The organism is Oryzicola mucosus (genome assembly GCF_014534685.1).
GTDB classification, from domain to species: domain Bacteria; phylum Pseudomonadota; class Alphaproteobacteria; order Rhizobiales; family Rhizobiaceae; genus Oryzicola; species Oryzicola mucosus.
On record NZ_JACVVX010000001.1, the window covers coordinates 1098267 to 1124076 of the forward strand.

22 protein-coding genes and 1 pseudogene are annotated in these 25810 nt (G+C 62.0%); 10 read left to right on the forward strand and 13 right to left on the reverse strand.

Annotated features, from left to right (window positions below):
• Nucleotides 1–4: 4 nt before the first annotated feature.
• Genes ICI42_RS05230 through ICI42_RS05245 form a run of 4 tightly spaced genes read left to right on the forward strand, consistent with a single transcriptional unit; the run spans nucleotide 5 to nucleotide 3800 of the window.
• Nucleotides 5–1063 carry a glycosyltransferase family 4 protein gene (locus ICI42_RS05230; protein ID WP_188163433.1) on the forward strand — a complete coding sequence of 353 codons (1059 nt, stop codon included), beginning with the start codon at nucleotides 5–7 and terminating at the stop codon, nucleotides 1061–1063.
• Nucleotides 1051–2316, forward strand: a complete 1266-nt coding sequence (locus ICI42_RS05235; protein WP_188163434.1) for a DUF3419 family protein — start codon at nucleotides 1051–1053, stop codon at nucleotides 2314–2316. Before ICI42_RS05230 ends, ICI42_RS05235 begins: the two co-directional genes overlap by 13 nt.
• 1 nt (nucleotide 2317) lies before the next feature.
• Complete coding sequence (locus ICI42_RS05240; RefSeq protein WP_188163435.1) at nucleotides 2318–3013, forward strand: class I SAM-dependent methyltransferase; 696 nt, start codon at nucleotides 2318–2320, stop codon at nucleotides 3011–3013.
• A gap of 58 nt (nucleotides 3014–3071) precedes the next feature.
• Nucleotides 3072–3800, forward strand: a complete 729-nt coding sequence (locus ICI42_RS05245; protein ID WP_188163436.1) for a DUF805 domain-containing protein — start codon at nucleotides 3072–3074, stop codon at nucleotides 3798–3800.
• A gap of 45 nt (nucleotides 3801–3845) precedes the next feature.
• Here the strand turns inward: ICI42_RS05245 and ICI42_RS05250 are convergent, their stop codons facing one another.
• The 5 genes from ICI42_RS05250 to ICI42_RS05270 all read right to left on the reverse strand — a co-directional run bounded on the left by ICI42_RS05250 (nucleotide 3846) and on the right by ICI42_RS05270 (nucleotide 9638).
• Nucleotides 3846–4793, reverse strand: a complete 948-nt coding sequence (locus ICI42_RS05250) for a substrate-binding domain-containing protein (protein WP_188163437.1) — start codon at nucleotides 4791–4793, stop codon at nucleotides 3846–3848.
• 64 nt (nucleotides 4794–4857) lie between these two features.
• The gene (locus ICI42_RS05255; protein WP_188163438.1) at nucleotides 4858–5862 is read right to left on the reverse strand and encodes an ABC transporter permease; all 1005 of its coding nucleotides are present in this window, start codon (nucleotides 5860–5862) and stop codon (nucleotides 4858–4860) included.
• Between the two features lie 3 nt (nucleotides 5863–5865).
• Entirely contained in the window at nucleotides 5866–7353 is a 1488-nt protein-coding gene (locus ICI42_RS05260) for a sugar ABC transporter ATP-binding protein (RefSeq protein WP_230980204.1), read from the reverse strand.
• 47 nt (nucleotides 7354–7400) lie between these two features.
• Nucleotides 7401–8573, reverse strand: a complete 1173-nt coding sequence (locus tag ICI42_RS05265) for a Gfo/Idh/MocA family protein (RefSeq protein ID WP_188163440.1) — start codon at nucleotides 8571–8573, stop codon at nucleotides 7401–7403.
• A 9-nt stretch (nucleotides 8574–8582) separates the two neighbouring features.
• Nucleotides 8583–9638, reverse strand: a complete 1056-nt coding sequence (locus ICI42_RS05270; RefSeq protein WP_188163441.1) for a sugar phosphate isomerase/epimerase family protein — start codon at nucleotides 9636–9638, stop codon at nucleotides 8583–8585.
• Between the two features lie 184 nt (nucleotides 9639–9822).
• Between ICI42_RS05270 and ICI42_RS05275 the strand changes: the two genes are divergently transcribed.
• Nucleotides 9823–10908, forward strand: a complete 1086-nt coding sequence (locus ICI42_RS05275; RefSeq protein ID WP_230980150.1) for a LacI family DNA-binding transcriptional regulator — start codon at nucleotides 9823–9825, stop codon at nucleotides 10906–10908.
• A gap of 86 nt (nucleotides 10909–10994) precedes the next feature.
• On the opposite strand, the gene xylA is transcribed toward ICI42_RS05275, so the two are convergent.
• Entirely contained in the window at nucleotides 10995–12305 is a 1311-nt protein-coding gene (xylA, locus tag ICI42_RS05280; RefSeq protein WP_188163442.1) for a xylose isomerase, read from the reverse strand.
• Nucleotides 12306–12414: 109 nt separating this feature from the next.
• Nucleotides 12415–13440 (reverse strand): LacI family DNA-binding transcriptional regulator, encoded by a 1026-nt coding sequence (locus ICI42_RS05285; RefSeq protein ID WP_188163443.1) that lies wholly within the window; start codon nucleotides 13438–13440, stop codon nucleotides 12415–12417.
• 360 nt (nucleotides 13441–13800) lie between these two features.
• Here ICI42_RS05285 and ICI42_RS05290 point away from each other — a divergent pair, with 360 nt between their 5' ends.
• Nucleotides 13801–14733, forward strand: a complete 933-nt coding sequence (locus ICI42_RS05290; protein ID WP_188163444.1) for an LLM class flavin-dependent oxidoreductase — start codon at nucleotides 13801–13803, stop codon at nucleotides 14731–14733.
• A 201-nt stretch (nucleotides 14734–14934) separates the two neighbouring features.
• Entirely contained in the window at nucleotides 14935–16434 is a 1500-nt protein-coding gene (locus ICI42_RS05295) for a sensor domain-containing diguanylate cyclase (protein WP_188163445.1), read from the forward strand.
• On the opposite strand, the gene ICI42_RS05300 is transcribed toward ICI42_RS05295, so the two are convergent.
• Nucleotides 16387–16839: an RrF2 family transcriptional regulator gene (locus ICI42_RS05300; RefSeq protein WP_188163446.1), complete on the reverse strand. Its 453-nt coding sequence runs from the start codon at nucleotides 16837–16839 to the stop codon at nucleotides 16387–16389. The genes ICI42_RS05295 and ICI42_RS05300 overlap by 48 nt on opposite strands.
• Nucleotides 16840–17096: 257 nt before the next feature.
• Here ICI42_RS05300 and ICI42_RS05305 point away from each other — a divergent pair, with 257 nt between their 5' ends.
• Complete coding sequence (locus ICI42_RS05305) at nucleotides 17097–17630, forward strand: MgtC/SapB family protein (RefSeq protein WP_330999107.1); 534 nt, start codon at nucleotides 17097–17099, stop codon at nucleotides 17628–17630.
• A 4-nt stretch (nucleotides 17631–17634) separates the two neighbouring features.
• On the opposite strand, the gene scpB is transcribed toward ICI42_RS05305, so the two are convergent.
• Nucleotides 17635–18312: an SMC-Scp complex subunit ScpB gene (gene scpB / locus ICI42_RS05310; protein WP_330999108.1), complete on the reverse strand. Its 678-nt coding sequence runs from the start codon at nucleotides 18310–18312 to the stop codon at nucleotides 17635–17637.
• Between the two features lie 361 nt (nucleotides 18313–18673).
• On the opposite strand from scpB, the gene araD reads away from it, so the two are divergent.
• Both araD and ICI42_RS23555 read left to right on the forward strand, forming a co-directional pair.
• On the forward strand, nucleotides 18674–20416 hold the full coding sequence (gene araD, locus ICI42_RS05315; RefSeq protein WP_188163447.1) for an L-arabinonate dehydratase: 1743 nt from the start codon (nucleotides 18674–18676) through the stop codon (nucleotides 20414–20416).
• 145 nt (nucleotides 20417–20561) lie between these two features.
• Nucleotides 20562–20870 (forward strand): annotated as a pseudogene (locus ICI42_RS23555) (hypothetical protein); the annotation flags it as partial.
• A 560-nt stretch (nucleotides 20871–21430) separates the two neighbouring features.
• On the opposite strand, the gene ICI42_RS05325 reads toward ICI42_RS23555, so the two are convergent.
• From ICI42_RS05325 to ICI42_RS05340, 4 genes are all read right to left on the reverse strand, one after another.
• Nucleotides 21431–22105, reverse strand: a complete 675-nt coding sequence (locus tag ICI42_RS05325) for a FadR/GntR family transcriptional regulator (RefSeq protein WP_188163731.1) — start codon at nucleotides 22103–22105, stop codon at nucleotides 21431–21433.
• A 73-nt stretch (nucleotides 22106–22178) separates the two neighbouring features.
• The gene (gene yjfF, locus ICI42_RS05330; RefSeq protein ID WP_188163448.1) at nucleotides 22179–23156 is read right to left on the reverse strand and encodes a galactofuranose ABC transporter, permease protein YjfF; all 978 of its coding nucleotides are present in this window, start codon (nucleotides 23154–23156) and stop codon (nucleotides 22179–22181) included.
• The gene (locus ICI42_RS05335) at nucleotides 23153–24178 is read right to left on the reverse strand and encodes an ABC transporter permease (protein WP_188163449.1); all 1026 of its coding nucleotides are present in this window, start codon (nucleotides 24176–24178) and stop codon (nucleotides 23153–23155) included. Before ICI42_RS05335 ends, yjfF begins: the two co-directional genes overlap by 4 nt.
• A complete protein-coding gene (locus tag ICI42_RS05340; RefSeq protein ID WP_188163450.1) occupies nucleotides 24175–25692 on the reverse strand; it encodes a sugar ABC transporter ATP-binding protein in 1518 nt (505 codons plus the stop codon). The genes ICI42_RS05335 and ICI42_RS05340 overlap by 4 nt, the downstream gene beginning before the upstream one ends.
• Nucleotides 25693–25810 lie beyond the last annotated feature (118 nt).

Below are 25810 nucleotides of genomic sequence, written 5' to 3' on the forward strand. Positions count from 1 at the left end.
CACCATGCGCGTCCTGATCGTCACCGACGCCTGGTATCCGCAGATCAATGGCGTGGTGCGCACGCTGGTGACGCTCGCCGAGACGCTGGCCGTGCAAGGCGTCGAGGTCGCATTCCTGACGCCCGAGGGCTATCCGACCCTGCCTTTGCCGTCCTATCCCGAGATCAGGCTGTCGCTGGCCACACCGCGCCGCATCGGCGAACGGATTGCGGCACTGGCGCCCGATGCCGTGCACATCGCCACGGAAGGGCCGCTGGGCTGTCTCGCCCGCCACACCTGCCTGTCCAGAGGAATGCCGTTCACCACCAGCTATCACACCAAGTTTCCGGAATTCCTGAGCGCGCGGCTGCCGTTTCCGGAGGACTGGGCCTATGGCTGGCTGAGGCGGTTCCACAATGCCGGCGAGGCGATGCTGGTGGCCACGCCGTCGCTGGCAGCGCAACTGTCGCGGCGCGGCTTTTCCAATATCGTGCAATGGGGGCGGGGCGTGGATGCCGAGCATTTTCACCCGCGCCATCGCAGGGATATCGGCCTGCCCGGCCCGGTGTTCCTGTCGGTCGGCCGTGTGGCGGTGGAAAAGAACCTGCCGGCCTTTCTCGATCTCGATCTGCCCGGCAGCAAGGTCGTCGTCGGAGACGGGCCGGAACGCGAGCGGCTGAAGGCGGCTTACCCGGATGCGCATTTTCTCGGCCTTCGCCAGGGTCGCGAACTGGCTGAAATCTACGCCAGCGCCGATGTCTTCGTGTTTCCGAGCCGCACCGACACTTTCGGCAACGTTCTGCTTGAGGCACTCGCCAGCGGCTGCCCCGTCGCGGCCTATCCCGTCACCGGGCCACTCGACGTCTTTGCCGATGGACGCGGCGGCGTGTTGGACGACGATCTCGGCCAAGCCGCGCTTGCGGCGTTGCAACTCCCCCGATCCGTTGCCCGCGAAAAAGCGCTCGACTTCACCTGGGCCGAATGCGCGCGGCAATTCCTGCGCAACATCGAGATCGCACCGCGCTCCCGCAGTCATCCGGGCGCGGAGCGGTTGAGGAAGGGAATGAACATATGCCAGCCGTGAACGCTTTGCCGAAGACATCAGCCGACGCTGTGAAGCAGGCGCATCGGACGCTCGACGCCGCCGTGCGCCAGAGCCATGGGCTGACCCCGACAGGCCTGTCGGAAAAACTGTTCGCCCGGCTGTTCCGCAAGCTGGTCTACGCCCAAATCTGGGAGGACCCCGCGGTCGACATGGAGGCGCTGGAGATTAAACCGGGCAACCGCATCGTCACCATCGCCTCGGGCGGGTGCAACGCTCTGTCCTATCTGATTGCCGATCCCGAGCGGATCGAGGCTGTCGACCTCAACACCGCGCATATCGCCTTCAACCGGCTGAAGCTTGCAGCCCTGAAGCACCTGCCGGACTACGATGCCTTCTACAGATTCTACGGCAACGCCGCGGAAGCCGGAAATATCGACGCCTATCGTCGCTCAATCCGCCCGCATCTCGATGCGGAAAGCAGCGCCTATTGGGACGGACGCACGCTGACCGGCCGCCGCCGCATTTCGATCTTCTCACGGCATCTCTATCGCCACGGCCTGCTGGGCGTCTTCATCGGTGCTGCGCACCGCGCGGCACGGCTCTATGGCGTGGATCCCAGCCGGATGCTGGATGCCCGGGACATGACCGAGCAGCGCCGCCTGTTCGATGAAACGTTGGCGCCACTGTTTGAAAAGCGGGCAATCCGCTGGGCAATGTCGCGTAAGTCGTCACTGTTCGGCCTGGGCATCCCGCCGCAACAATACGACGCCCTGGCGACTGCGGGTCACGGCGAAATGGCCAGCGTTCTGCGCCAACGGCTTGAGAAGCTCGCCTGCGATTTCCCCTTCGCCGACAATTATTTCGCCTGGCAGGCCTTTGGGCGCGGCTATAGCCCAGCCAATGACGGTCCGCTGCCGCCCTATCTGATGCACGGCAATTTCGAGACCGTGCGCGCCCGCGCCGACCGGCTGTCGGTGGTCAACGCGTCGTTCACCGATTTCCTCGCTGCCAAATCTGCCGGGTCGGTAGACCGTTTCATTTTGCTCGACGCGCAGGACTGGATGTCGGACGACCAGCTCAATGCCTTGTGGTCCGAAATTACCCGGACGGCGGCTCCTGGCGCACGAGTCATTTTCCGCACCGCAGCCGAACCGAGCCTCCTGCCGGGGCGGGTGAATGATGCCATCCTCGACTGCTGGGACTATCACCGGGAGACGTCGCAGCGCCTGCATGCCCGCGACCGCTCCTCGATCTATGGCGGCTTCCACCTCTACGTTCTGAAAGGCGCCTGAGATGGCGACGACCACCAGCCATGGCGTCTTGATGGATCGCGTGTACCGGCACCAGCGCCATGTCTATGACGCGACGCGCAAATATTACCTGCTCGGCCGCGACGCGATGATCGAGGGCCTCAATCCGCCGGCCGGAGGAACGGTGCTCGAAATCGGCTGCGGCACCGGGCGGAACCTGGTCAAGTCGGCGCAGCGTTACCCCGATGCAGCGTTTCACGGGATCGACATCTCGACGGCGATGCTGGAAACGGCGGGTCGCTCGGTGGCGTCGGCGGGGCTGACGGATCGGGTAAGGCTCGCCTACGCCGATGCCTCGACCTTCGAGCCCGGGAAGGTGTTTCAGCGCGACAGTTTCGACCGCATTTTCATTTCTTATGCGGTCTCGATGATCCCGGCCTGGCGCACCGTGGTCGAGCAGGCGGCGGAAAGCCTTTCTACCGGTGGGGAACTGCACATTGTCGACTTCGGCGATCTCAGCGACCTGCCGGGTTGGTCGAGGGCAGCACTCTACAAATGGCTGGAATGGTATCACGTCACTCCGCGCGGCGACCTGTTTGGGCAAAGTGCTGAAATTGCCGCGGCGCGTGGCATGTCCGTGCGCGAGAGCCGGCTTTATCGGGGCTTCGCCTGGATTTCGGTGATCGAAAACCGAGCTTTCGACGCGGCCGTTACCGCGCCTCGCGCCGTAGCGGCTTGACGGTCCGCACTCCACCGCTTTACGCCTTATGTCTTGTGTTGGGATACGGGGGTAGTGGATGCGCGGGGAAGTTCTCCATTTCGACGAGGCACAGGGGTTTGGCTTCATCAGCGGCGCCGACGGCAACCGCTATGGCTTTGCGCATGAGGATCTGCGCGTTCGGGCATCGCTCAGCAAGGGCACGCAGGTCGAATTTCAGCCCAGCGGGGGGCAGGCGAAGGACGTCTTCGTCTTTCGCCCGCACGGCCATTCGGCTGTCCCGCAGGTGCCGACGCAATTCGGGCGTCACGCCGATCCTCAAGCCACAGTCTTGGTGCAGGAGCCGGCAGCCGGGAACAGCACCGGCCTGTGGAGTTTTTTCTGGCGAGGACTGACCAGCAACTACGCCAATTTCCAGGGACGGGCACGGCGCAAGGAATTCTGGGGCTATTTCCTGTTTTACTATCTCGGGATCATCGTCCTGCTGTTCGCCGGGCTTCTGATCGACGCAGCACTCGGCAATTTCCATCCCGAAATCGACACCGATTCCGTACCGGTGGTCACCATGGTGGTTCTGTCCGTCTTCGTGCTCGGCACCATCATTCCCGGCATTGCGATGACCGTGCGGCGACAGCACGATATCGGCCTGTCGGGCTGGTTCTATCTGTTGATCCTCATTCCCTCGATCGGTGGGCTGATCATCTTCGTCTTCTCGCTGATCCCCTCGCAGAAGCACGACAATCGCTGGGGACCGGTGCCGGCGGGTATCACAATCCCACCGCCCTACGTGCCAGTTGCTCAGGCATAAAAAAGGGGCGCCGAAGCGCCCCTAGGTGACTCTCCAAAGGCAATGTCAGAAAGGAGAGTCGGGGAAATAGAACTGCTCGGCATTGTCCTTGGTCACCAGCGTGGCGTCCAGGATATAGGTTCCGTTGACGGGCACCTGGTCGATCAGGCCAGCGGCCGTCAATTCCATCGCGGTGCCAACCATTGCCGGCGGATACAGAACGTCGACGGGGACCATCTTGTCGCCATCGGCAACCTTCTTGATCATGTCCTTCGAACCGGCGCCGCCGATGATGTACTGGATATCGGTGCGCTTTGCCTGCTGGATGGCTTCGAGAACGCCGACGACCATGTCGTCATCCTGTGCCCAGACCACGTCGATCTTGGGATATTTGGTCAAGTAGTCCTGCATGACCTTGAAGGCGTCGTCGCGCGACCAGTTGCCATACTGACGATCGAGAACCTTCACCGCCGAGCCGTCAATGCCCTTGTCGAAGCCGTCCTGGCGCTGCTGGTCGATCGGAATCGGCAAGCCGCGAATGATGACGACCTCTGCGTTTGGCGTGGTTTCGGCGATGTACTTGCCGGCGACTTCGCCGAGTGCCGGGTTGTTGCCTGCGACGTACAGATCGCGCACGCTGTCATCGTTGTTCGACGGAGCGCGGTCGACGAGCGCGACGAACTTGCCCTTCGCCTTCACTTCCTTGATGGCGTTGACCAGCGGATCCGGATCAGTCGGCAGGATGACAAGAGCGTCGATGCCCTGCGTTTCGAGATCCTGCACCGCATTGGCCTGGCTCGCCGGGTCCGGCGAAGTCTTGACGATGACGTTGAGGTTCGGATGCTCTTCCATCAGCTTCTTGGCAACGCGTTCGGCGTGATAGACGACACCGGCGGTCCAGCCGTGGTCGGCTGCCGGAATCGACACGCCAATGGTCTTCTTGTCCTGCGCAAGCGCCGTGCCCATCGTTGCTGCGAGCGCGGCCGCCGCAAGTCCAACCAATAATCTTCTCATGACTCTTTCTCTCCCATTCAGATCTTGCCGATAGCGACCGGGCGATCTGTAACCCGATCTGTTGTTACGATTTCCGGACCAGCCAGCGTTGGACCAGCATCGCAATGATGATGATTGCGCCCTGGATTGCGCCCAGCAGATATTCGCTGATGACATTCGAGAGCAGCATGACGTTTCCGACGATCTCGAGGATGAACGCCCCGCAGATCGTGCCCCAGATACGGCCGACGCCGCCGCGCAATGCGGTGCCGCCGACCACGACGGCGGTGATCGCCTGCAGTTCCCACATCATGCCCGTGGTGGCCGTCGTCGACGACAGGCGCGGAATGTAGATCAGGCATGCGATGGCCACGCAAAGGCCCTGGATCACGTAGGTCAGGGTGCGAACGCGTTCGACCGAGATGCCGGAGTAGCGCGCAACGTCCTCGTTGGAGCCGACTGCGATGACGTGGCGTCCGAAGGAGGTGCGGTACAGCACGAAGGCGGCAATCGCCCCGGTGACGAAGATTGCATAGACCGGATAAGGGATGCCGAACAGGCTTTCGAAATAGATGGGACGATAGGTCGCCTGCACGTCCGCGTTGCGCAGCGTGATCGCGCCGCCCTGCGACAGCCATGTAGTGAGGCCGCGATAAACGCCCATCATGCCGAGCGTGGCGATGAAGGGCTCGATCTTCCCGATGGTGGTGATCAGGCCGTTGGCGAGGCCGCAGGCCATGCCGATCAGCACCATGACCGCCATGGCCGCGAGCACCATGCCGAGCGGACTGGCGATCGATCCGGCGTTCATGAACATGATGGCGAGAGAGGCGACGAAGGCCACCATTGCGCCGACCGACAGGTCGAGGCCGCCGGCGGAGATGACGAAGGTCGCGCCAACCGCGATGATGGCGATGTAGGCGCTGCGCGTCATCACGTTCAGCAGATTGTTGGTCGTCAAGAAATTGTCGTGTGCGAAGCTGCCCAGCACCAACAGCAGAAACAGCGCCACGAAGGGCGCCACGGCGCGCAGGTCGACATCGCGCCAGAAGCTGCGGGAGGGGGCTTTGGTTGTGGTCGTGTCAGTCATGGCTCAAGCCACCTCCGAAGTCGTAACGCCCGTCGCGAGAACCACGATCTCGTTTTCGTTCATATGCTCGCCGCTCACCTCGCCGACGATGGCGCCGCTGCGCATGACGACGATGCGATCGCAAATGCCGATCAGTTCCGGCATTTCCGACGAGATAACGATCACGGATTTGCCACTCGCTGCGAGGTCGGCGATGAATTTGTAGATTTGTTCCTTGGTGCCGATGTCGATGCCGCGCGTCGGCTCGTCGATGATGACGATGCCGGGCTTGAGCAACATCATCTTGGCGATGAGCAGCTTCTGCTGGTTGCCGCCCGAAAGTTGTCCGGCGAGCAGGTCCTTGTTGCGGGTGCGGATGTCGAACTCGCCGATGGCGTTGTCGAGCGCGGTTTTCTCCCGCGCGGAATCGATCACCATTCCGCTTGCGAACTTGTTCAGCGAGGCCAGCGTCAGGTTGGTGCGCAGATCCTGCTGCAGGAGCAGGCCCTTGCCTTTGCGGTCTTCGCTGAGATAGACGATGCCCGCCGCCATACTGTTGCGGACATTGCCGAACGTCACCGGCTTGCCGTTGAGGCGAATTTTTCCGCGCCCGGTGCGCAAACCGACGACACCCTCCATCAACTCGGTACGGCCTGCGCCGACAAGCCCCGCGAAGCCCAGGATTTCGCCTTTCTTCAGCGCGAAGGAAGCGTTGCTGGCATAGCCGGGAACATCGAAATTCTCGACTTCGAGGATGGGGGCGGTGTCGCCCGGCGGCACGTGGTCGGGATAGAGCTTGGAGACATCGCGGCCGACCATCAGCCGCGCCATGTCGATCGGCTCCAGTTCGGCTGCGTCGCGCGTCGCGATCAGCCTGCCGTCGCGCAGAACGGTGACGCGGTCGGCAATCTGCTTCACCTCCGGAAGGCGGTGGGAAATGTAGAGCACGGCGGCACCGCTGCGCCTGATGTCGTCGATGACCTTGAGCAGCGCATCCGTTTCGACCGGGGTGAGCGAGGCTGTCGGCTCGTCGAAGATGACGATGCGATGCGGCACCAGAAGTGCGCGCGCGATCTGCACCAATTGTCGCCGGGCGATGGACAGGCGACCCACGGTCTGGACCGGATCGACATCCGCGCCAAGGTTGCGTACGGCTTTTGCCGCACCTTCGTTCATGGCGCGGTCGTTGAGGACGAAGCCCTTTTTCAGCTCGCGGCCGAGGTAGATGTTCTGGGCGACAGTCAGATCCGGTGCGAGCAGGATTTCCTGATGCACCAGGACGATGCCGCGATGTTCGGCATCGACCGGGCCGGACAGGGCTATGGGCTCACCGTCGATGCGGATCGTGCCGCGTGTCGGCCTGAGATGGCCCGACAGGATTTTCATCAGCGTGGACTTGCCTGCGCCGTTCTCGCCGATGATGGCGTGAACCTCACCGGCGCGGATGTTCAGGTCGATATTCTTCAGCACCTCGATGCCGCCGAAGGCCATGGACAGGCCTTCGGACGCCATGAAAGGCGCCGGGTCACCGCTCGGTCTCTGCGCTGCGGCGGCTGTGCTCATCCCACTTTGGTCCAGACGTTGCCGGCATTGGACGATGCAACGGCGGCTTCGATGAACTGCATGCCGGCAAGGCCGTCCTGCACGGTCGGATAGATCACCTCGGCATCCGGCTCGCCGCCGTCGCGCGCGGCGCGGATGGCGCGGGCGGCTTCGGCATAGATGGTTGCAAAGCCTTCGAGATAGCCTTCCGGATGGCCGCTCGGCACGCGGGATACGCGCGCTGCCGCCGCGCCTGCGCCGGCACCGGCGCGGGTGATCAGTTGCTTGGGTTCGCCAAAACGGGTGAACCACAGATAGTTCGGATCGGCCTGGGTCCATTCCAGCCCGCCCTTGCTGCCATAGATGCGCAGCTTGAGGCCGTTTTCATTGCCGACGGCAACCTGGCTGGCCCACAGCATGCCGCGCGCTCCGCCCTTGTAGCGCAGCAGGATCTGCACATCGTCGTCGAGTACGCGGCCTTCGACAAAGGTGGACAGCTGGGCAAGGAGTTCGTCCGTCTCGAGACCCGACACAAAGGCGGCGAGATTGTAGGCATGGGTGCCGATGTCGCCAATGGCGCCGCCCGCGCCGGAACGCTTGGGGTCGGTACGCCACTCCGCCTGCTTGGAGCCGGAGCGCTCGGCGGCTTCGGTGAGCCAGTCCTGCGGATACTCGGCCTGGACCAGCCGGATGTCGCCGAGATCGCCGGCGGCGACCATGGCGCGAGCCTGCCGGATCATCGGATAGCCGGTATAGTTATGGGTCAGAACGAACAGCTTGCCGCTCTTTTCCACCAACGCGACCAGGTCCTTGGCTTCTTCGACCGAAATGGTCATCGGCTTGTCGCAGATGACGTGGATGCCGGCTTCGAGAAACGCCTTCGCGGCGGGCGCATGCATGTGGTTGGGCGTGACGATGGCGACCACTTCGATTCCATCGGGACGCGCGGCCTCCGCCTTGGCCATCTCCTCGAACGAACCATAGGAACGGTCGCGCGCCAGGCCGAGCTCGGCGGCCGATGCCTTGGCACGGTCGGGGTCGGACGACAACGCGCCGGCAACCAGATCGAACTGGCCGTCGATGCGTGCGGCGATGCGGTGCACGGCGCCGATGAAGGCGCCCTGGCCGCCGCCCACCATGCCGAGGCGGATGCGGCCGGCACTTTCCTGCTTGCTGGATTCAATGGTCATGACAGCCTCCTAGCCCAGGCCAAGCATCTTGCGGTTGGCGACATCGTCGGTGCCCGCATTGGCGAAGTCGTCAAAAGCATGTTCGGTGACGCGGATGATGTGGTGCTTGATGAATTCGGCGCCTTCGCGCGCGCCGTCCTCGGGATGCTTCAGCGCGCATTCCCATTCCAGCACCGCCCAGCTGCCGAAGCCATAGGCGGTGAGCTTGGAGAAGATTGAGCCGAAATCGACCTGGCCATCGCCGAGAGAACGGAAGCGACCGGCGCGGTCGACCCAGCTCTGGAAGCCGCCATAGACGCCCTGGCGCCCGGTCGGGTTGAACTCGGCGTCCTTGGCGTGAAACGCCTTGATACGCTCGTGATAGATATCGATGTAGTCGAGATAGTCGAGCTGCTGCAGGACGAAATGGGAGGGATCGTAGAGCAGGTTGGCGCGGGCGTGGTTGTTCACGCGCGCCAGAAACATCTCGTAAGAGACGCCATCGTGCAGGTCTTCGCCGGGATGGATTTCGTAGCAGACATCGACGCCATGCTCGTCGGCGTAGTTGAGCAACGGCGTCCAGCGCCTGGCGAGTTCGTCGAAGGCAAGCTCGACAAGCCCCGCGGGACGCTGCGGCCACGGATAGAGATAAGGCCAGGCGAGCGCGCCGGAGAAGGTGGCGTGCGCATTGAGGCCGAGATGCTTGGATGCGCGCAGGGCACGCTTCACCTGGTCCACGGCCCAGTCGGTGCGAGCCGCGGGATTGCCGCGCACTTCGGGAGCGGCGAAACCGTCAAAGGCTGAATCGTAGGCGGGATGAACGGCGACGAGCTGACCCTGGAGGTGGGTGGATAGCTCGGTGATCTCCAGGCCGTGGGAGGCGGCGACGCCCTTGATCTCGTCGCAATAGTCCTTGGAGTCCGAAGCCTTCTTGAGGTCGAACAGCCGTGCATCCCAGGTCGGAATCTGCACGCCCTTGTAGCCGAGCGACGATGCCCAGCCGCAGATGGCGTCGAACGAATTGAACGGTGCGGCATCGCCTGCGAACTGCGCAAGAAAGATCGCCGGCCCTTTGATAGCCTTCATGAAAACTCCTCCCATAAGTCACGCATCGAGACTATCGCCACAAAACCGCGTCTCCACAGCGCGGTCTTGCCAGCGCTCAATGTAATCGATTACAAATACCATTGTCCACGTCAAAACAGCGGTTGTTAGAAATTGTAGTTCCTGCATTGATCGCGACACCGAAGTCGCACACAAAGGCCGGAACATGTCGGGTGCGAAGATGGACGGCAGCCTTAATAAAATCGGCCCGAAGACCAATCCCAGGATCAGCGATGTCGCGCGCGTGGCTGGTGTGTCGACCGCGACCGTCAGCCGGGTCCTGTCGAATCCCAGCATGGTTTCGGCGAAGACGCGAGACCATGTGCTCGCCGCGGTCACGGAAACCGGCTACCGCATCAATCTTGCCGCGCGCAATCTGCGCCGGAGGCAGAGCGGCGGCATTGTCGTTCTGGTGCCGCATCTGTCCAATCCGTTCTTTTCGCAAATCCTTTCGGGCATTGCGCGGGTGGCGTCCGAGGCGGGGCTCAACGTTTTGGTGGCGGACACCCGCGAGCCGGAGGGCGCCGACCGGCAGATCGCTGACTATCTGTTCAACAATCGAGCCGATGGGCTGATCGTGCTCGACGGCAATTTGCCGGAAAGCATGTTCCAGCCTCCCCATAACGACAGAGACATGCCGCCGGTGATTTTTGCCTGCGAATGGGTGGAGGGTCACGACGAGCCTGCGGTGACGATCGACAACCGTCATGGGGCCGCGCTTGCGGTCGAGCATTTGATCGCCCTGGGGCATCGCCGCATTGGCCATATCATGGGGCCGCGCGACAACATCCTGACGCGCCAGCGCGCCGATGGCGTGCGCGATGCGCTTTCTGCCGCGGGACTGGAGGCGGACCAGCGCTGGTTCCTGGACGGCGATTTCACGCTCGCCTCCGGCATCGCCGCAGCGCCGCACTGGCTTGCGCTGGATGAGCGGCCGACCGCCGTCTTCTGTTCGAGCGATGCGATGGCTTGCGGGTTCATGTCGGAACTGAACCGGCATGGGGTGCAGGTGCCGGGCGACGTTTCGGTGGTCGGCTTCGACGACATCGAAATCGCCGCGCATTTCATCCCGGCGCTGACGACGATCCGCCAGCCGCGCGGGGCCATTGGCGAGGTTGCCGCCGGGATGCTGCTCGACCTGATGCGTGGACCGGACAAGGACGGCAAGCCGGCCGAAGGCGGAAGCCGCACCCTGCCGATAGAGTTGATCGTGCGCAACAGCACGGCTGCGCCCAATCCCTCCCGAACCTGACCTGTTTTTCACGCTGCGCACGGCCCCTCCCAAAGCATCCACGATGGAGCCGGAAAGACGGGCTATCGCCTCTCCGGCTCCTGTTCTTAGACGTAGCGGTTGACGACGTTCTCGAGATATTCCTGCTTGCCGGACTTCGGCTGCGGCTCGATGTTTTCGGCCGTCACGCGCGCGGCAACCTCTTCCAGCGTCCGCTTGCCGTCCAGGATCGCCTTGGCTTCCGCCGATTGCCAGCCGGCATAGCGGGCCTCCAGCGGGCCGGACAGGGCCTTGTCCTCGATCATGCGTGCCGCAGCCTTCAGGCCACGTGCGCAGGCGTCCATGCCGCCGATATGGCCGATCAGCAGATCCTCGGGGTCGAGCGACTGGCGGCGCAGCTTGGCGTCGAAATTGGTGCCGCCGGTGGTGAAGCCGCCAGCGCGCAGCACTTCGTAATAGGCGAGCGTCATTTCCGGTACGTTGTTGGGAAACTGGTCGGTGTCCCAGCCCGACTGGTAGTCGTTGCGGTTCATGTCGATGGAACCAAAGATGCCCAGCGCGCTGGCGAGCGCCAGCTCATGCTCGAACGAGTGGCCGGCGAGGATGGCGTGACCCTGCTCGATATTGACCTTGACCTCGTTTTCGAGCCCGAAATCCTTGAGGAAACCATAAACGGTGGCGACGTCGTAATCGTACTGGTGCTTGGTCGGCTCCTGCGGCTTCGGCTCGATGAGGATGGTGCCCTTGAAGCCGATCTTCTTGGCGTAGTCGACGGTCATCGACAGGAAGCGGCCAGCCTGCTGGCGTTCGCGCTTCATGTCGGTGTTGAGCAGCGTCTCGTAGCCTTCGCGACCGCCCCACAGAACATAGTTCTCGCCGCCAAGCTGTTTGGTGACGTCGATGCAGTGCTTCACTGTGGCAGCGGCATAGGCGAAGACGTCCGGATCGGGATTGGTCGCCGCACCCGCCATGTAGCGGCGGTTGGAGAAAAGATTGGCCGTACCCCAGAGCAGCTTGACGCCGGTCTCCTTCATCTTGCCTTCGAAATATTCGGCGATGACGTCCAGGCGCTGCGCGCTCTCGGCGAAGGTCTTGCCCTCAGGACGGACATCCGCATCGTGGAAGCAGAAATACGGGACGCCGAGCAGCGAAAACAGATCGAAGGCCACATCGGCCTTGACGCGGGCGTCATCCATGCTGTCGCCGAACCAGGGGCGGTCGAAGGTCTGGCCGCCGAACGGATCGCCGCCCGGCCAGGCGAAGGTGTGCCAGTAAGCGACGGCAAAGCGCAGATGCTCTTCCATCGTCTTGCCCAGAACGACCTCATCGGCCTTGTAGTGGCGGTAGGCAAGGGGGTTGACCGAATTCGGCCCCTCATAGGTGACCGGTTTGATATCGCCGAAGAAACCTGTGCTCATTTTGAAACGTCCAATGCTTGAAATGCCAGGGAGGGGATGGAAACGGACGGCGCTGCGTATAATTTTGAGCTACGTACGTCAATTGTTCGTATGGGTTTGAGGGATGTCGTCACGGCAGATTGTCCCTCAGGTAGATTTCAATGCGGATGCTCTCCTGCCCATCGATCACCGCAGTGCCATCTATGCGGGCTTGAAGGATGCGGACGGCGCTGCGCACCTCATGTCCGGCGTCCTGGTTGATCACTGCGTCGAACAGGCCGTCCCGCAGGGCACGGCGGGAGTGATCTGACAGTTCATGTGCGATCACCGTCAATTCGGCATAGGCGCGATCGGCGGAAAGCGCGTCGATCAGGCCGCGATTGCCGGCACCCATATTGTAGAGGCCAACGATCTCGGGCTCGCGGGACAAACAGGCGGCAACGGCTTCCCGCGCGGTAGCGGCATCGTCGCGGCCTTCCACGACGGGCAGGCAGGTAAGATTGGGAAACTCCGCCGTGATGACCTGCTCGAATCCCATGCGGCGTTCGACATGGTCGCGCACAAGCATCGACCCGGCGACCAGCGCGAGCTTTCCTGGCCGGCGGCCGACGAAACGGCCCATCAGCGTTGCCGCGGTGCGGCCGGCTGCGACATTGTTGACGCCCACGTAATCGCCGCGCTTGAACGCGGGGGCATCGGAGACCAGCGTAACGACATGAACATTCTCGCGATGCAGGCGCGCCAGTGCCTCGCGAACCATAGGGGATTCGGTTGCCACCACGGCCACGCCGGAGATCGTTTTGCTGTCGATGCTTTCCAAGGCGCGCGCCAAAGCGGCGCCGTCGAAGGCAGGAACTTTGAGCACGGTAATGTCGGTGCGGTTGAGCGCGGAGCGCAGTTTCACCTGCTCCAACTCGTTCTCCAATCGTCGCATGAAGCTGTTGGAGCCGTCGGGGATGATGAAGACGAGGCGGTAGATGCGCTGCTTGGCCAGGTTTGCCGCCGAGATGTCGCGGACATAGCCAAGGCGAGAAATGGCAGCCTCCACCTTGGCAACAGTCGTGCTCCGCACGCCGGCGCGGCGGTTCAGCACGCGATCGACCGTGGCAAGGCTGACGCCTGCCGCCTCGGCGACATCATGGACGGTTGGACGCAAATGAAACTCCTCTTGCCGGCAGGATTACCGTAAATTCTGAGGTACGTAAATCGAAAATTGCGGAGGTTTCTTGGGCGGTTCAGGCAAAGCAGATCGAGAGATGCGAAAGGATAGAAGTTTGCGCATCCCGGCCTCCACAGAAAATCGTTCTGGAAAAGCCGCTGAATAAGCAATCGACAAAGTCTACTGCTTTTATAGACTGATCGCAGTAAGCCGCTCGATTGCGGCAAGGCGGGAGGAGAACCGTACAGCCATGTCGGGATCGGCGTCGACCTCCAGCGAAGTCGCCCCCAGCCCGGCTCCCCAGCTCTTATCAACAGCATGTCCCGTTCAGTGCGAACCAGCGAAGGAGAGAATGCGATGCCCGTCGAGTTCACTTTCGTACCGCAAGGCCAAGAGGCAGAGACCGCATCGTCGGCGTCGGGAGCTTTCTTTTTCGATCCCGCCGCGGCGCGGATCACGCTATCCCGTGCGGCAGCAGCCGGGTTTCATCAGGTCCTTATCGATGACAGGGTCGGGGTCCTGGGCAATATCGACCTCGCAGGCACAGTCTGCCGGTTAGCCCATCCGTTAGGCGTCGTGCTGACGCACTGGGCGGGCGCGCTGTCGCCTGTCGTCGCGGCAAACACCCTGGCTGAACTCGCTGCCAAGCTGGGTGGCAACCTGTCGCTCCGCATCCTTGGCGATGGAGGCGAGGAGGGCGAGGCCGATGAGGCGGCTCCACTTCGGCATGCCGCCGCATGGCAGCGGACCGACGAATATCTGACCCTTCTCAGGCAGCTCTGGTCGAATGCCTCGCCGATCGACCATGAGGGGCGGTTTTACAGCGTCCAAGGCGGTGCGCTGGACAAGCGCATCGCGCAGCCTCTCGATATGCCTATCTGGATGAGCGGCTTGTCGGGGACGGCGCTGCATGTCGCGGGTCGCCATGCCGACATGTTCGAACTCTCGGTCGGCTCGATCACCGACTCCAAGCTTCTGATCGAGCGGGTTCGCGAGGCCGGGGCGCGTCATGGCCGGGCCGGCAAGATAGGCTTTGCGCTGCGCATCCACGTCTCGGACCGAAAGCTTGTGGCTGAGCAGGGTTCTCAGGCAGCGGCGGGTCGTTCGGCGCTTTCGCTTCTGCCTTATATCGACGCGGGAGTATCGGAATTCATGGTTTCCGGCCTTTCCGGAGAGGCGTCGTTTGAAAGATTCAGCCAATGGATCGCACCGCTTCAACGTTCTTGGCGCCCCGAAAGGCCGGCAAAAACGAGCACGACGCTGCTTTCCGCAGTTCGGCTGCGGCTTTAAAAGCGGTTCAGAGCATGCAAGCAACGGACGGCGCGCCAAAATCTTGCCGCGCTCCACTTGGCAGTTGATCACCGTCAAGTGTCGCTTTACCAGTTTGCCCTATTCTTCCAATCCTGCTCTCTGACTTGAAGGCCCTTCACGTCGATGCAGGATCTTATCTCGATGGTTTTCACCCCACGAGAGGATGCATTGGGATGGCGGATGATCGACCCTGACGAAGCAAAAACCTTCGACCTTGCTCCGATAGCGATGTGGATCGAGGATTTCAGCGGGGTCCGGATCATCTTCGACCGCTGGAAGTCCGAAGGCGTGACGGACATCCGCAGCTATCTCAACCAGGACAAATCCCGTGTCGAAGCCTGCTCGCGCCAGATCAAGGTGCTCAAGGTCAATCGCCGAACACTCGATCTCTTCGAAGCGCACGACTTCGACCATCTTGTAGAGAATCTCGACCTGGTGTTCCGCGACGACATGCTGGAAAGCCATATCAACGAACTGTCGCAGCTTTGGGAAGGCAAGACCGAGTTTTCGTCAAACGCGGTCAACTATACGCTTTCCGGACGCAGGCTGGATATCCAGCTTAGGGGCTCGGTGCTGCCTGGCTATGAAGAGACGCTGGGCAAACTGCTGCTGACCACCGAAGACGTGACCGAGAAGGAAATGGCTCGGCGCAACGAAGAAGAAAGCCGCCTTTACGCGGAAGGCATCTTCGAGCATTCGCCGGTGTCGCTCTGGGTCGAGGACTTTTCTCGCGTCAAGGCTTTGCTTGACGATATTCGGGGCAGGGGCATTGTCGATTTCCGCGTTTTCACCGACGTTCATCCTGAATTCGTCACGCAGTGCATGAGCGAAATTCGTGTCATCGACGTCAACAAGGCGACGCTGAATCTGTTCTGCGCGCCCGACAAGCATACCTTGCTGCAGAGGCTGGGGGATGTTTTCCGCGACAGCATGGAACAGCATTTCCGCGAGCAGTTGATCGAGCTTTGGGACGGCAATCTCTTCCATCACCGCGAAGTGGTGAATTATGCGCTCGATGGTACAGAGCGGTTCGTACTCCTGCAATTCTCCGTCCTGCCGGGGCATGAGAGCGATTGGTCGCTGGTGCAGGTGGCGCTGACCGACATCACCGCGCGCAAGAAGGCGGAAGCCTATCTGGAGTATCTCGGCAAGCACGACGTGCTGACGAAACTGCATAATCGCGCTTTCTATATGGACGAGTTGAACCGCTTGCAGCGAAAGTCGTTGCGGCCTGTCTCCGTCCTGATCATGGACCTGAACGGGCTGAAGGAGATAAACGATCATCTAGGCCATGACGCTGGAGACAAACTGCTGCAGCGTTTCGGCGAAGTGCTCACCGAGGCGGTCGCCGTGCCCAATCATGCCGCGCGCATCGGCGGCGACGAGTTCGCTCTGCTCATGCCGGGGGCCGACGAGGCCGCCGCCATCGCGATGGTGGCAACCGTGGAAAAGCTGCTGCACATCAACAACCAATATTATTCGGCCGTGACCTTGAGTGTGTCTCTTGGCTGGGCAACCAGCACCGAGGGGGAAACGATGGAAGCGTTGGTCAAGCGTGCCGACGTTGGGCTTTATAAGCAAAAGCGCGCCTATTATGCGGCAAAAGCGGCCGGTTCTCAGGCTACTGCAACTTCAGGCCGGATGTTTGATCGCCTCGACGGGCATGTCGTCATTCGCTGAATCGCGCATCTCGGCCAGATTGCGGTTGTCGAGAACCTCGGCGATTGCCTGCCTCACCTCAAGCATCATGTGGCGCACCTGGCAGGTCGCTTCGTCGCAATCCTCGCAGCGCTGGTAGCGAGTGCGGCTGGCGCAGGGGAACGGCGCGAGGGGGCCGTCGAGGACGCGCACGACATGGCCGACCTTGATCTCGTTGGCGGGGCGCGCGAGACGGTAGCCGCCATCCTTGCCCTTGCGGCTTTGCACGAAGCCGGCATTGCGGAGTTCGCCCAGGATGGCATCCAGGAATTTCTTCGGGATGTTGTTCATCACGGCGATATCGTTGACGAAGGCGAGTTGCCCTACCGGTAGCTGCGAGAGGTGAATAAGCGCCTTGAGGCCGTATTTGCCTTTACGGGTAAGCATCTGGGAACGCGATCCTGGCAGGTGGCAACAACGCCGCCCTTATGATGAAGCGCCAAGGGATACTTCATGAACTGGCGCACCAAGCTCATTAGATTCGAAGTCGAGGATAAACAACCGAAAAAAGCTTGGTTGGAACAGAGTTTTACTATCCGGGGCAGGAGTTAGAGTATGAAACGCCCGGTTGCTGTCTTGGCGTGGAGTTGATGCGAGCAGTCACGTCTAAGCCGGCAAAATAGATTGCCTGGCATGGAACCGATGTGAACAAGCCTCGTTCACCCGCCATGTCTGAACTCACCGAAGCTTTTTCGCACCAATATGTAATCTCCTTGCCGACGATGATCGTCAGGCTTCTCCTTGCCGGTCTGCTTGGCGCCATCATAGGCTTCGAGCGTGAATGGCAGTCACGGCCAGCCGGTCTCAAGACTCACACCATGGTGTGCATCGCCTCGGCCACATTCACCTTGTTGTCGCTTGAACTGGTGAACGTTCCCTATTTCAATGACCAAAACATCCAGATGGACCCGCTGCGTCTGATTGAGGCGATCACCAGCGGTGTAGCGTTTCTGGCCGCCGGCTTCATCATATTCGCCAAGGGCGAGGTGAAGGGTATCACCACCGGTGCCGGCATGTGGCTTGCGTCGGCAGTTGGGCTCGCGGCTGGACTTGGCATGTGGGAAATCGCCGTTCTGGCAACTATCCTGTCCGTCAGTGTGCTCCTTATCATGCGGCTGGTTCAGCCTGCCGTTCAGAATGCCGCCGCGTCTGACGACACCGACGAAACCAAGTCCTGAGCGCTCAATCCTCGCCGTCAGCTTCGTCTATTGAGACCAGTGCCATGGCCTTATCAAGCTCAGCCATCATGCGGTCGCGGCTGAGCAGGCCGGCGTCTTCAAGCCTCTCGAAATCAGGCATATCCCGCAGCGTGTCGAAACCGTATTCGTTGAGGAACTCTTGGGTCGTGACATAGGTGTAGGGAGCGCCAGCGGTGGGACTTCGCGGGCCTGAGGCTATGAAGCCGCTGGCGCGCAGCGTGCCGATCAGATCCCGGCTGATCTCGCGGCCGAAGAATGTCGATAGCTCCGTACGCGTCAGCGGCTGGAAATAAGCGATGGTCATCAGCACCAGCGTCTCGAATTGCGACAGATCCATGGTGCGCTCGCGTGCGCCGACTGCTTCGCGGACCGCGCTGCCAAAGGCCGGCCTGGTGCGGTGCTGCCAGCCGCCAGCGACCGGGACGATGTCATAGGGGCGATCGCGCAGCTCGCTGCGGATGTCGTCGATGATCAAATCGATGCTGCAGGATCGGCCCACGACTTTTGCCAGGACGTCGCGGGAAACGGGTTGGGATGAGGCGAACAAAACGGCCTCGACGCGGCCCATCCATTCCCGCCACCGCGCCTGTTGGGGGAGATGATCCAGTTCGCGGTCGAATGGGCCTCCCCGGGCTTCCTGCTGGGATCGAGCGCGTGCCACGACCGGTCCTATGACCTATCGATGCGGGACATCGCATCGTCCGGGCGAGCGTCGCATTGCACCTTTTCGGGTCCCCGAACATGTGCGGTCAACAATGCGGCGACGGATCGCGACTGTGGAATCATTGCGCAAACCTAGCCGAACTCTGCGCCTGAGGCGAGTTGGGCAACCGAGATGCGAAGTTTTGTCGGCACATTGCCGGGGAAAACCCTGTCGACCCCTCCGAAGAAGGCTGCCACAGTCACCCAACTTTTTGCTTCGCCGATGAGACAATGCCAATTGAAAATCGCTCAGTCCCCATATAAACATATAGTATGATTTAATGAGATCGGCAGATATGCCGGCTGCCATGGGGAGCGAAATGCCTTTCGAGAAAAAAGCCTGGCCGCGTGCGTTGCGGTCGCAGGAATGGTTCGGCGGAACCGGCAAGAACGCGATCATGCATCGCTCCTGGATGAAGAACCAAGGCCTTCCTGCCGACACGTTCGACGGGCGGCCGATCATCGGCATCTGCAATACCTGGTCGGAGTTGACGCCCTGCAACGCGCATCTGCGCGACATTGCCGAACGGGTGAAGCGCGGCGTCTACGAGGCGGGCGGTTTCCCGGTCGAATTCCCGGTTTTCTCGTGCGGTGAAAGCACGCTGCGCCCCACGGCGATGATGTTCCGCAACCTCGCCGCCATGGATGCCGAAGAGGCCATTCGCGGCAATCCGATCGACGGCGTGGTGCTGCTGGCGGGATGCGACAAGACCACGCCCTCTTTGATGATGGGGGCGGCGAGCGTCGACATTCCCGCTATCGTCGTCTCGGGCGGGCCGATGCTCAATGGCAAATGGCGCGGCAAGGATGTCGGTTCGGGTACCGCGATCTGGCAGTTCTCCGAAATGGTCAAGTCGGGGGAGATGACGCTGGATGAGTTCATGGACGCCGAGCAGGGCATGGCCAGGTCTGCGGGCTCCTGCATGACCATGGGAACGGCCTCCACAATGGCCTCCATGGCCGAGGCGCTTGGCATGACGTTGCCCGGCAATGCCGCCATTCCCGCCGTCGATGCGCGCCGCCGCGTGCTGGCGCAGATGTCGGGCCGGCGCATCGTAGACATGGTCAAGGACGATCTGAAGCCCTCCGACATCCTGACCCGCGAAGCCTTCGAGAACGCGATCCGCGTCAATGGCGCGGTCGGCGGCTCGACCAATGCCGTGCTGCATCTTCTGGCGCTGGCCGGCCGCATCGGCATCGACCTGACGCTCGACGATTGGGATCGGCTCGGCCGCGACGTGCCAACCATCGTCAACCTGCAGCCATCGGGCCAGTATCTGATGGAGGAGTTCTATTATGCCGGCGGCCTGCCGGTGGTGATGCGCGCCGTGGGCGACATGGGCCTGCTGCACAAGGAGGCGCTGACCGTCACCGGCGAGAGCGTGTGGGACGGCGTCAAGTCGGTCGAGAACTACAATGACGCAGTGATCGTGCCGCGTGAAAAGGCACTGACCCAGTCGGGCGGAATCGCCGTGCTGACCGGCAATCTCGCGCCGAAGGGCGCGGTGCTGAAGCCGTCAGCGGCCTCCGAGCATCTGATGAAGCATCGCGGCCGCGCCGTTGTGTTCGAAAGCATCGAGGACTACCACGCCCGCATCAACACCGATGAACTCGATATCGACGAGACCTGCATCATGGTGCTGAAATATTGCGGTCCGAAGGGTTATCCCGGCATGGCCGAGGTCGGCAATATGGGCTTGCCCGCGAAGGTGCTCAAGAAGGGCGTCAAGGACATGATCCGCATTTCCGATGCGCGCATGTCTGGCACGGCTTATGGCACCGTCATCCTGCACACAGCGCCCGAGGCCGCTGATGGCGGACCGCTCGCCATCGTCCGGAATGGCGACATGATCGAGGTCGACGTGCAGGCGCGCAGCTTGCGCCTCGACCTGCCGCAGGCCGAGATCGACGCGCGGCTGGCCACTTGGACATCACCCCTGGCGAAACCGCAAAGCGGCTATGCCGGGCTCTATGTCGATCGCGTCATGCAGGCCGACTCCGGCGCCGATTTCGATTTTCTGGTTGGTTGTCGCGGCTCGACGGTGGAGCGGGATTCGCACTGAGAGATCCTTCTGAACCGCCGCTCTTAAAATCATCGGGAGGGACGTCGCGCCTTCCGCCGGACACCGCTGTCGGTCTATAGAGCATCCTCTCAAACCGGGCGCGGGTATCATGGGTTCTGCATCGGCGGCTAATTTTGGCCGTGTAATGATCGTTTTGGCCGTCTTGCTGCAGGCGATTGGTAAGGTGGCATTCGGAACATGGCTGGCAGCCTTTCCATCGCCCTTGTTCGTGTTCATCAGCTTCGCAGAGACGGCCGCATTCTTCCTTGCTCTATCGAGGCAAGGAGCGGGAAAGCAGTCGTGGCGCGCGCTTCTGCTGCTGAACGCGAGCACCGCTCTGACGTTCCTGTGCTTCTTCTATGCTTTGAAGCTGATCGAGCCTGCAATCGTCGGCGCCGTCGAGATCGGGATAGGACCGGTTCTGGCTGTACTGATCGGCCTGATACTGTCTGGTGAGCGCCCTGGCTCCATGCGCATTCTGGTTTGCATAGGCATTCTGATCGAATGTGCCGTTTTGGCCGTTGCGGCACAACGGGGAAGCGGGTTCGCGGTCGATGGCAACGATGCATGGATCGGCCTTGCGGCAAGTGTGGCCGCGGGAGTTGGCGCAGTTCTCATAACGATGGCTTCGAAGACGCTGCTGAACCAAGGCTGGAAGTTCGGCGCTGTGCTCGCGCACCGCTTTTATCTGATCCTGCCGATATCCTTGGTGCTGTCGTGGGATGTCAACCTTGCCGCTATCGACTGGAGCGGAACGCTGGTCGCAGCCCTTGTGGCGGTTTCACTCATCGGTGTTCTGGCACCGCTTTACCTGCTTCAGATCGGTATCGGCAGATGCGACCCCTATACGGTCATGGTGACCATGGCCGCGCTGCCGGTGCTGACGTTTATCATCGAAGGGTTCTCCCACGCTCTATACATGGTCGTGGCTGACCGCCGGCGGTCTTCTGATCGTGACGGGTTTTCTTCTGCTCGACGTATTCACAAAGCGCGACAGAAGATCATAAGCCGGTATCAGGCTGGCTGTTCAACCGCCTTGACCCGATCCATGCCCTCGATGATGACGAGCCGCATGGCGTTGCGGGCGGCATCGGGGTCGCGGGCTTCAATGGCGTCGGCGATCGCACGGTGGCGGGCGACGCTTTCGAGGTGCTTGACGGAATCGGGTATCGGCGAGCTGATGGTGAAGGTTGCGGCAAGTGCGACTTCGATCAGCGTGCTGACCGAACGCATGAAGGGGTTGTTCGACGCCTCGGCTACCGCGATGTGAAAGCGCAGGTCGCTCTGCACGAAGTTCTGGCCTGAAACACCGGTCACGCCCATCTGCTCGATCCAGCGGTAGAGTTCCGCGACATGGGCATGGGTGCGCCGGATTGCGGCAAGGGCGGCTGCCTCCGGCTCCAGCGCAAGCCGCATTTCGCCGAGGCTGAGCAGGAAGTCTTCGTCGACGCCAGCCTGGAAATGCCAATGCAGGATTTCGGGATCGAACAGGTTCCAGTAGCCGCGCTCGCGAACGCGCGTGCCGATCTTGGCCTTGGGCTGGATCAGGCCTTTGGCGGCAAGCGTCTTAAGGGCTTCGCGCAGCACCGTGCGCGAGACGCCATAGTGTTCGAGCAGTTCAGCGTCGCCGGGCAGGATCGCGCCTTCGGGGTACCGTCCGCTGACGATGCCGAGGCCGAGATCGTGCATGACATGGCCGTGATGGGTTCTTGGCTGGGCGGTGGCGATGAGATCGCGCCGACCTGGCTGAAGCGTTAACGGTTCAGTGCGCGCCAAGGGCCGAAGCCTTCCGAGTTGAGAGCCAGACGAGAATGCGCTGTAGCGCGATAAAGGCAAAAAGCAAAATGCCGACGACAATTTTCGTCCACCAGCTCGACAGCGTGCCGTCGAAGACGATGTAGGTCTGGATGATGCCCTGGATGATGACGCCGATGAAGGTGCCGGCGACAAGACCGACGCCGCCGGTCAGCAGCGTGCCGCCGATCACCACCGCCGCGATGGTGTCGAGTTCTACGCCCACCGCTGCCAGCGAATATCCGGCCGAGGTGTAGAGCGAGAAGACGATGCCGGCGAGGCCCGACAGGAAGCCCGACAGCGCATAGATGCCGACCGTCGTGCGTGCCACTGGCACACCCATCAGTTCGGCCGACGCGCGGTTGCCGCCGATTGCGTAGATGTAGGAGCCGAACTTGGTGAAATGGGCGATCAGGATGCCGACGGCAAAGGTCGCGACCATCAGCCCGCCGACGAAGGTCAACCGCCCGCCACCCGGCATACGCCAGTAGAGGCTTTGCAGCAGGGTGTAGAATTCGTGGTTGATGGGCACCGAATCCGTAGTCATCACGAAACACAGCCCGCGCGCCAGGAACATGCCGGCAAGCGTGACGATGAAGGCCGGCACGTCGAGATAGTGGATGATCAGTCCCATTGCCGCGCCGAACAAAGTGGTGAGCGTCAAAGCGATGGCGAAGGCGAGAAGCGGATGCACGCCGTTCCAGTTGATCAGTACGGCGAGCAACACGCCGGTGAAGGCGATGACCGAACCGACCGACAGGTCGATGCCGCCCGACAGGATGACGAAGGTCATGCCGACCGCTGCGATGCCGAGGAAGGCGTTGTCAGTAAGCAGATTGCCGGCAACGCGGGTCGAGAACATACCGGGGAACTGGATGACGCAGATGACATAAGCGAGGACGCCGATGAACAGCGTCGCGTAGAAGGGCAAGAGGCGGGTGTTCATGCGCGCTTGACCTTCGCTTCGGCGGTACGTCTGGGGGCGGGGCGCAGCACATGCCAGAAGCCTGTGCGCGACAGCGACTGGGCGAGGAGGATCATGATGATGACGCCAGCCTTGAGGATTAGGTTGTATTCGGGCGGAAAGCCGGAGATCAGGATGCCGGTGTTCATCGCCTGGATGATGATCGCGCCCAGCACCGACATGACGATGGAGAAGCGGCCGCCGAGCAGCGACGTGCCGCCGATGACCACCGCCAGGATGGCGTCGAGTTCAAGCCAGAGGCCGGCATTGTTGGCATCCGCGCCGCGAATATCGGCGGCCACGATGATGCCGGCCAGGGCTGCGCAGAGGCCGCAGAAAGCATAGATCAAAAGCAGCAGAAGGCGGCTGTTGACGCCGGCATAGGTGCTGGCGCTGCGGTTGACGCCGAGCGATTCGATCAGCAGGCCGAGTGCGGTTCGCCGCACCAGCAGCACGGCCACGACGGTGACCAGCAGGGCCAGGATGACTGGCATCGGGATCCAGAAGAAGGAGCCTGTGCCGAAGAAGATCAGGCCACGGTCGATAAAGGTGACGATGGTGCCTTCGGTGATGAGCTGGGCAATGCCGCGCCCTGCCACCATCAGGATCAGCGTGGCGACGATAGGCTGCAGGTCGAAGAAGCCGACCAGCAGGCCGTTCCACAGGCCGCACAGCACGCCGGTGCCGAGCGCTGCCAGAAGCACGACAGGCAGCGGATAGCCGGCGACCGTCATGGTGGCCGCCACCGCGCCCGCCATGGCCATGACCGCGCCGACAGACAGGTCGACGCCCTTCGAAGCGATGACGGCGGTCATGCCGACGGCCAAAATCACCACCGGGGCGCCCCGGTTAAGCACGTCGACGACGCTGCCGAAGATGCGGCCGTCCTGGATGCGCATGTCGAAGAAGCCGGGAAAAGCCAGCCAGTTGAGCAGGAGAATGACGGCCAGGCAGATGAGCTGCGGGGCCGCCCGGGTCAATCCGGCCGTAAACATCCGGCTCATGCCTCAATCCTCGCGCTGTCGGCGGCAATGGTGCGCATGATGGTTCCCGTATCGATTGAGGCGCCGGTCAATTCGCCCTGGTGCTCGCGGTCGCGCAGCACGCGGACGCGTGTGGAATAGGCAACGATCTCCTCGATCTCCGACGAGATGACGAGCAGCGCCATGCCGTCGTCGCAGAGCCGGTTGATGAGCTGGATGATCTCGGCATGGGCACCGACATCGATGCCGCGCGTGGGTTCGTCGAGGATGAGAAAACGCGGCTCGGTGGCGAGCCAGCGCGCGAGGATCACTTTCTGCTGGTTGCCGCCGGACAGGAATTTCACCGGCTTTTCGATGTCCGAGGTGCGGATGTCGAGCGCCTTGACGAAACGGTCGGCCAAAGCGCGCTGTTCGCTCTGGCGCATCCGGTTGAACCAGCCCCGCCTTGCTTGCAGCGCGAGCGCGATGTTCTCGCGCACCGACAGGTCGCCGATAATGCCGTCGGTCTTGCGATCCTCAGGGCAAAGGCCGAAGCCCAGCTTGATGGCATCGCGCGGCGAGCCGATCTTGACGGGCTTGCCGTCTATGCTGGCCGTGCCGCTATCGGCGATATCGATGCCGAACAGGAGCTTTGCCGTTTCCGTGCGTCCCGAACCGAGCAGGCCGGCGACGCCGACGACCTCGCCACGGCCGATCTCCAGGTCGAAGGGGGCGACCGAGCGGCCGAGCCCGAAACCCTTGAATGAAATCTCGCGGTGAACCGGCCCGGTTTCCTGCCTGCGGCTGCCATGGGTGGCTTCCGCCAGCGTACGGCCAAGCATCAGCGAAACGAGATCGAGCTTGGGCAGATCGACGCAGAGCGACGTTCCCGCCAGCTTGCCGTTGCGCAGCACGGTGACGCGGTCGCTGACGGCGTAGACCTGATCGAGAAAGTGGGTGATGAAGACGATGCCGAGACCGCGCGCCTTGAGCCGGCGGATGACGGTGAACAGAACTTCGACTTCGTGCCGGTCGAGGCTGGCGGTGGGTTCGTCGAGGATGAGAATCTTACCGGAGATGTCGACGGCGCGCGCGATGGCGATGAGTTGCTGCACGGCGACCGAATAACTCGCCAGGTCGGCGGAGACGTCGATGTCGATATCGTATTGCGCAAGCAGCGCGCGGGCATTTTTGTCCATCTCGCGGCGATTGATCAGGCCGAAGCGCATGGGCTGGCGGCCGATATAGAGGTTCTCCGCCACCGACAGGTTCGGCAGCAGGTTGACCTCCTGGTAGACGGTGCCGATGCCGAGCTTTTGCGCCTGCTGCGCATCGCGCACGGAAATCTGCTCGCCATTGAGGCGGATGGTTCCGGAATCGGGCTGATGAACGCCAGTCAGGACCTTGATGAGAGTCGATTTTCCGGCGCCGTTCTCGCCCAGAAGCGCGTGCACCTCGCCGGCGCGGATGTGGAGATCCACGCCTTCAAGTGCGCGGAAACCGAGGAAGGACTTGGATATGCCTTCGGCGGACAACAGGATCGGAGGTTCAGCCATCCATCCCTCCCAAAACGGCCGGCATTAGCCGGCAGGTTAGCGCAAGGCGCGCAGAAGGAAACGGGTCAATTCACACTATCGCCCGAAGGAGAAAGAGGGCCGGGATTGATTCCCGGCC

Coding starts and splice junctions, on each gene's coding strand:
- xylA (WP_188163442.1), bottom strand. CDS start 12,305: ATGAGCACAGGTTTCTTCGGCGATATCAAACCGGTCACCTATGAGGGG.
- ICI42_RS05260 (WP_230980204.1), bottom strand. CDS start 7,353: ATGGCGTCCGAAGGCCTGTCCATGGCCTTCGGCGGCATCGAGGTGCTG.
- ICI42_RS05250 (WP_188163437.1), bottom strand. CDS start 4,793: ATGAGAAGATTATTGGTTGGACTTGCGGCGGCCGCGCTCGCAGCAACG.
- yjfF (WP_188163448.1), bottom strand. CDS start 23,156: ATGAACACCCGCCTCTTGCCCTTCTACGCGACGCTGTTCATCGGCGTC.
- ICI42_RS05240 (WP_188163435.1), top strand. CDS start 2,318: ATGGCGACGACCACCAGCCATGGCGTCTTGATGGATCGCGTGTACCGG.
- ICI42_RS05235 (WP_188163434.1), top strand. CDS start 1,051: ATGCCAGCCGTGAACGCTTTGCCGAAGACATCAGCCGACGCTGTGAAG.
- ICI42_RS05270 (WP_188163441.1), bottom strand. CDS start 9,638: ATGAAGGCTATCAAAGGGCCGGCGATCTTTCTTGCGCAGTTCGCAGGC.
- ICI42_RS05300 (WP_188163446.1), bottom strand. CDS start 16,839: ATGCTTACCCGTAAAGGCAAATACGGCCTCAAGGCGCTTATTCACCTC.
- ICI42_RS05295 (WP_188163445.1), top strand. CDS start 14,935: ATGATCGACCCTGACGAAGCAAAAACCTTCGACCTTGCTCCGATAGCG.
- ICI42_RS05265 (WP_188163440.1), bottom strand. CDS start 8,573: ATGACCATTGAATCCAGCAAGCAGGAAAGTGCCGGCCGCATCCGCCTC.
- ICI42_RS05245 (WP_188163436.1), top strand. CDS start 3,072: ATGCGCGGGGAAGTTCTCCATTTCGACGAGGCACAGGGGTTTGGCTTC.
- ICI42_RS05340 (WP_188163450.1), bottom strand. CDS start 25,692: ATGGCTGAACCTCCGATCCTGTTGTCCGCCGAAGGCATATCCAAGTCC.
- araD (WP_188163447.1), top strand. CDS start 18,674: ATGCCTTTCGAGAAAAAAGCCTGGCCGCGTGCGTTGCGGTCGCAGGAA.
- ICI42_RS05335 (WP_188163449.1), bottom strand. CDS start 24,178: ATGAGCCGGATGTTTACGGCCGGATTGACCCGGGCGGCCCCGCAGCTC.
- ICI42_RS05230 (WP_188163433.1), top strand. CDS start 5: ATGCGCGTCCTGATCGTCACCGACGCCTGGTATCCGCAGATCAATGGC.
- ICI42_RS05275 (WP_230980150.1), top strand. CDS start 9,823: ATGTCGGGTGCGAAGATGGACGGCAGCCTTAATAAAATCGGCCCGAAG.
- ICI42_RS05255 (WP_188163438.1), bottom strand. CDS start 5,862: ATGACTGACACGACCACAACCAAAGCCCCCTCCCGCAGCTTCTGGCGC.
- ICI42_RS05325 (WP_188163731.1), bottom strand. CDS start 22,105: ATGCACGATCTCGGCCTCGGCATCGTCAGCGGACGGTACCCCGAAGGC.
- ICI42_RS05290 (WP_188163444.1), top strand. CDS start 13,801: ATGCCCGTCGAGTTCACTTTCGTACCGCAAGGCCAAGAGGCAGAGACC.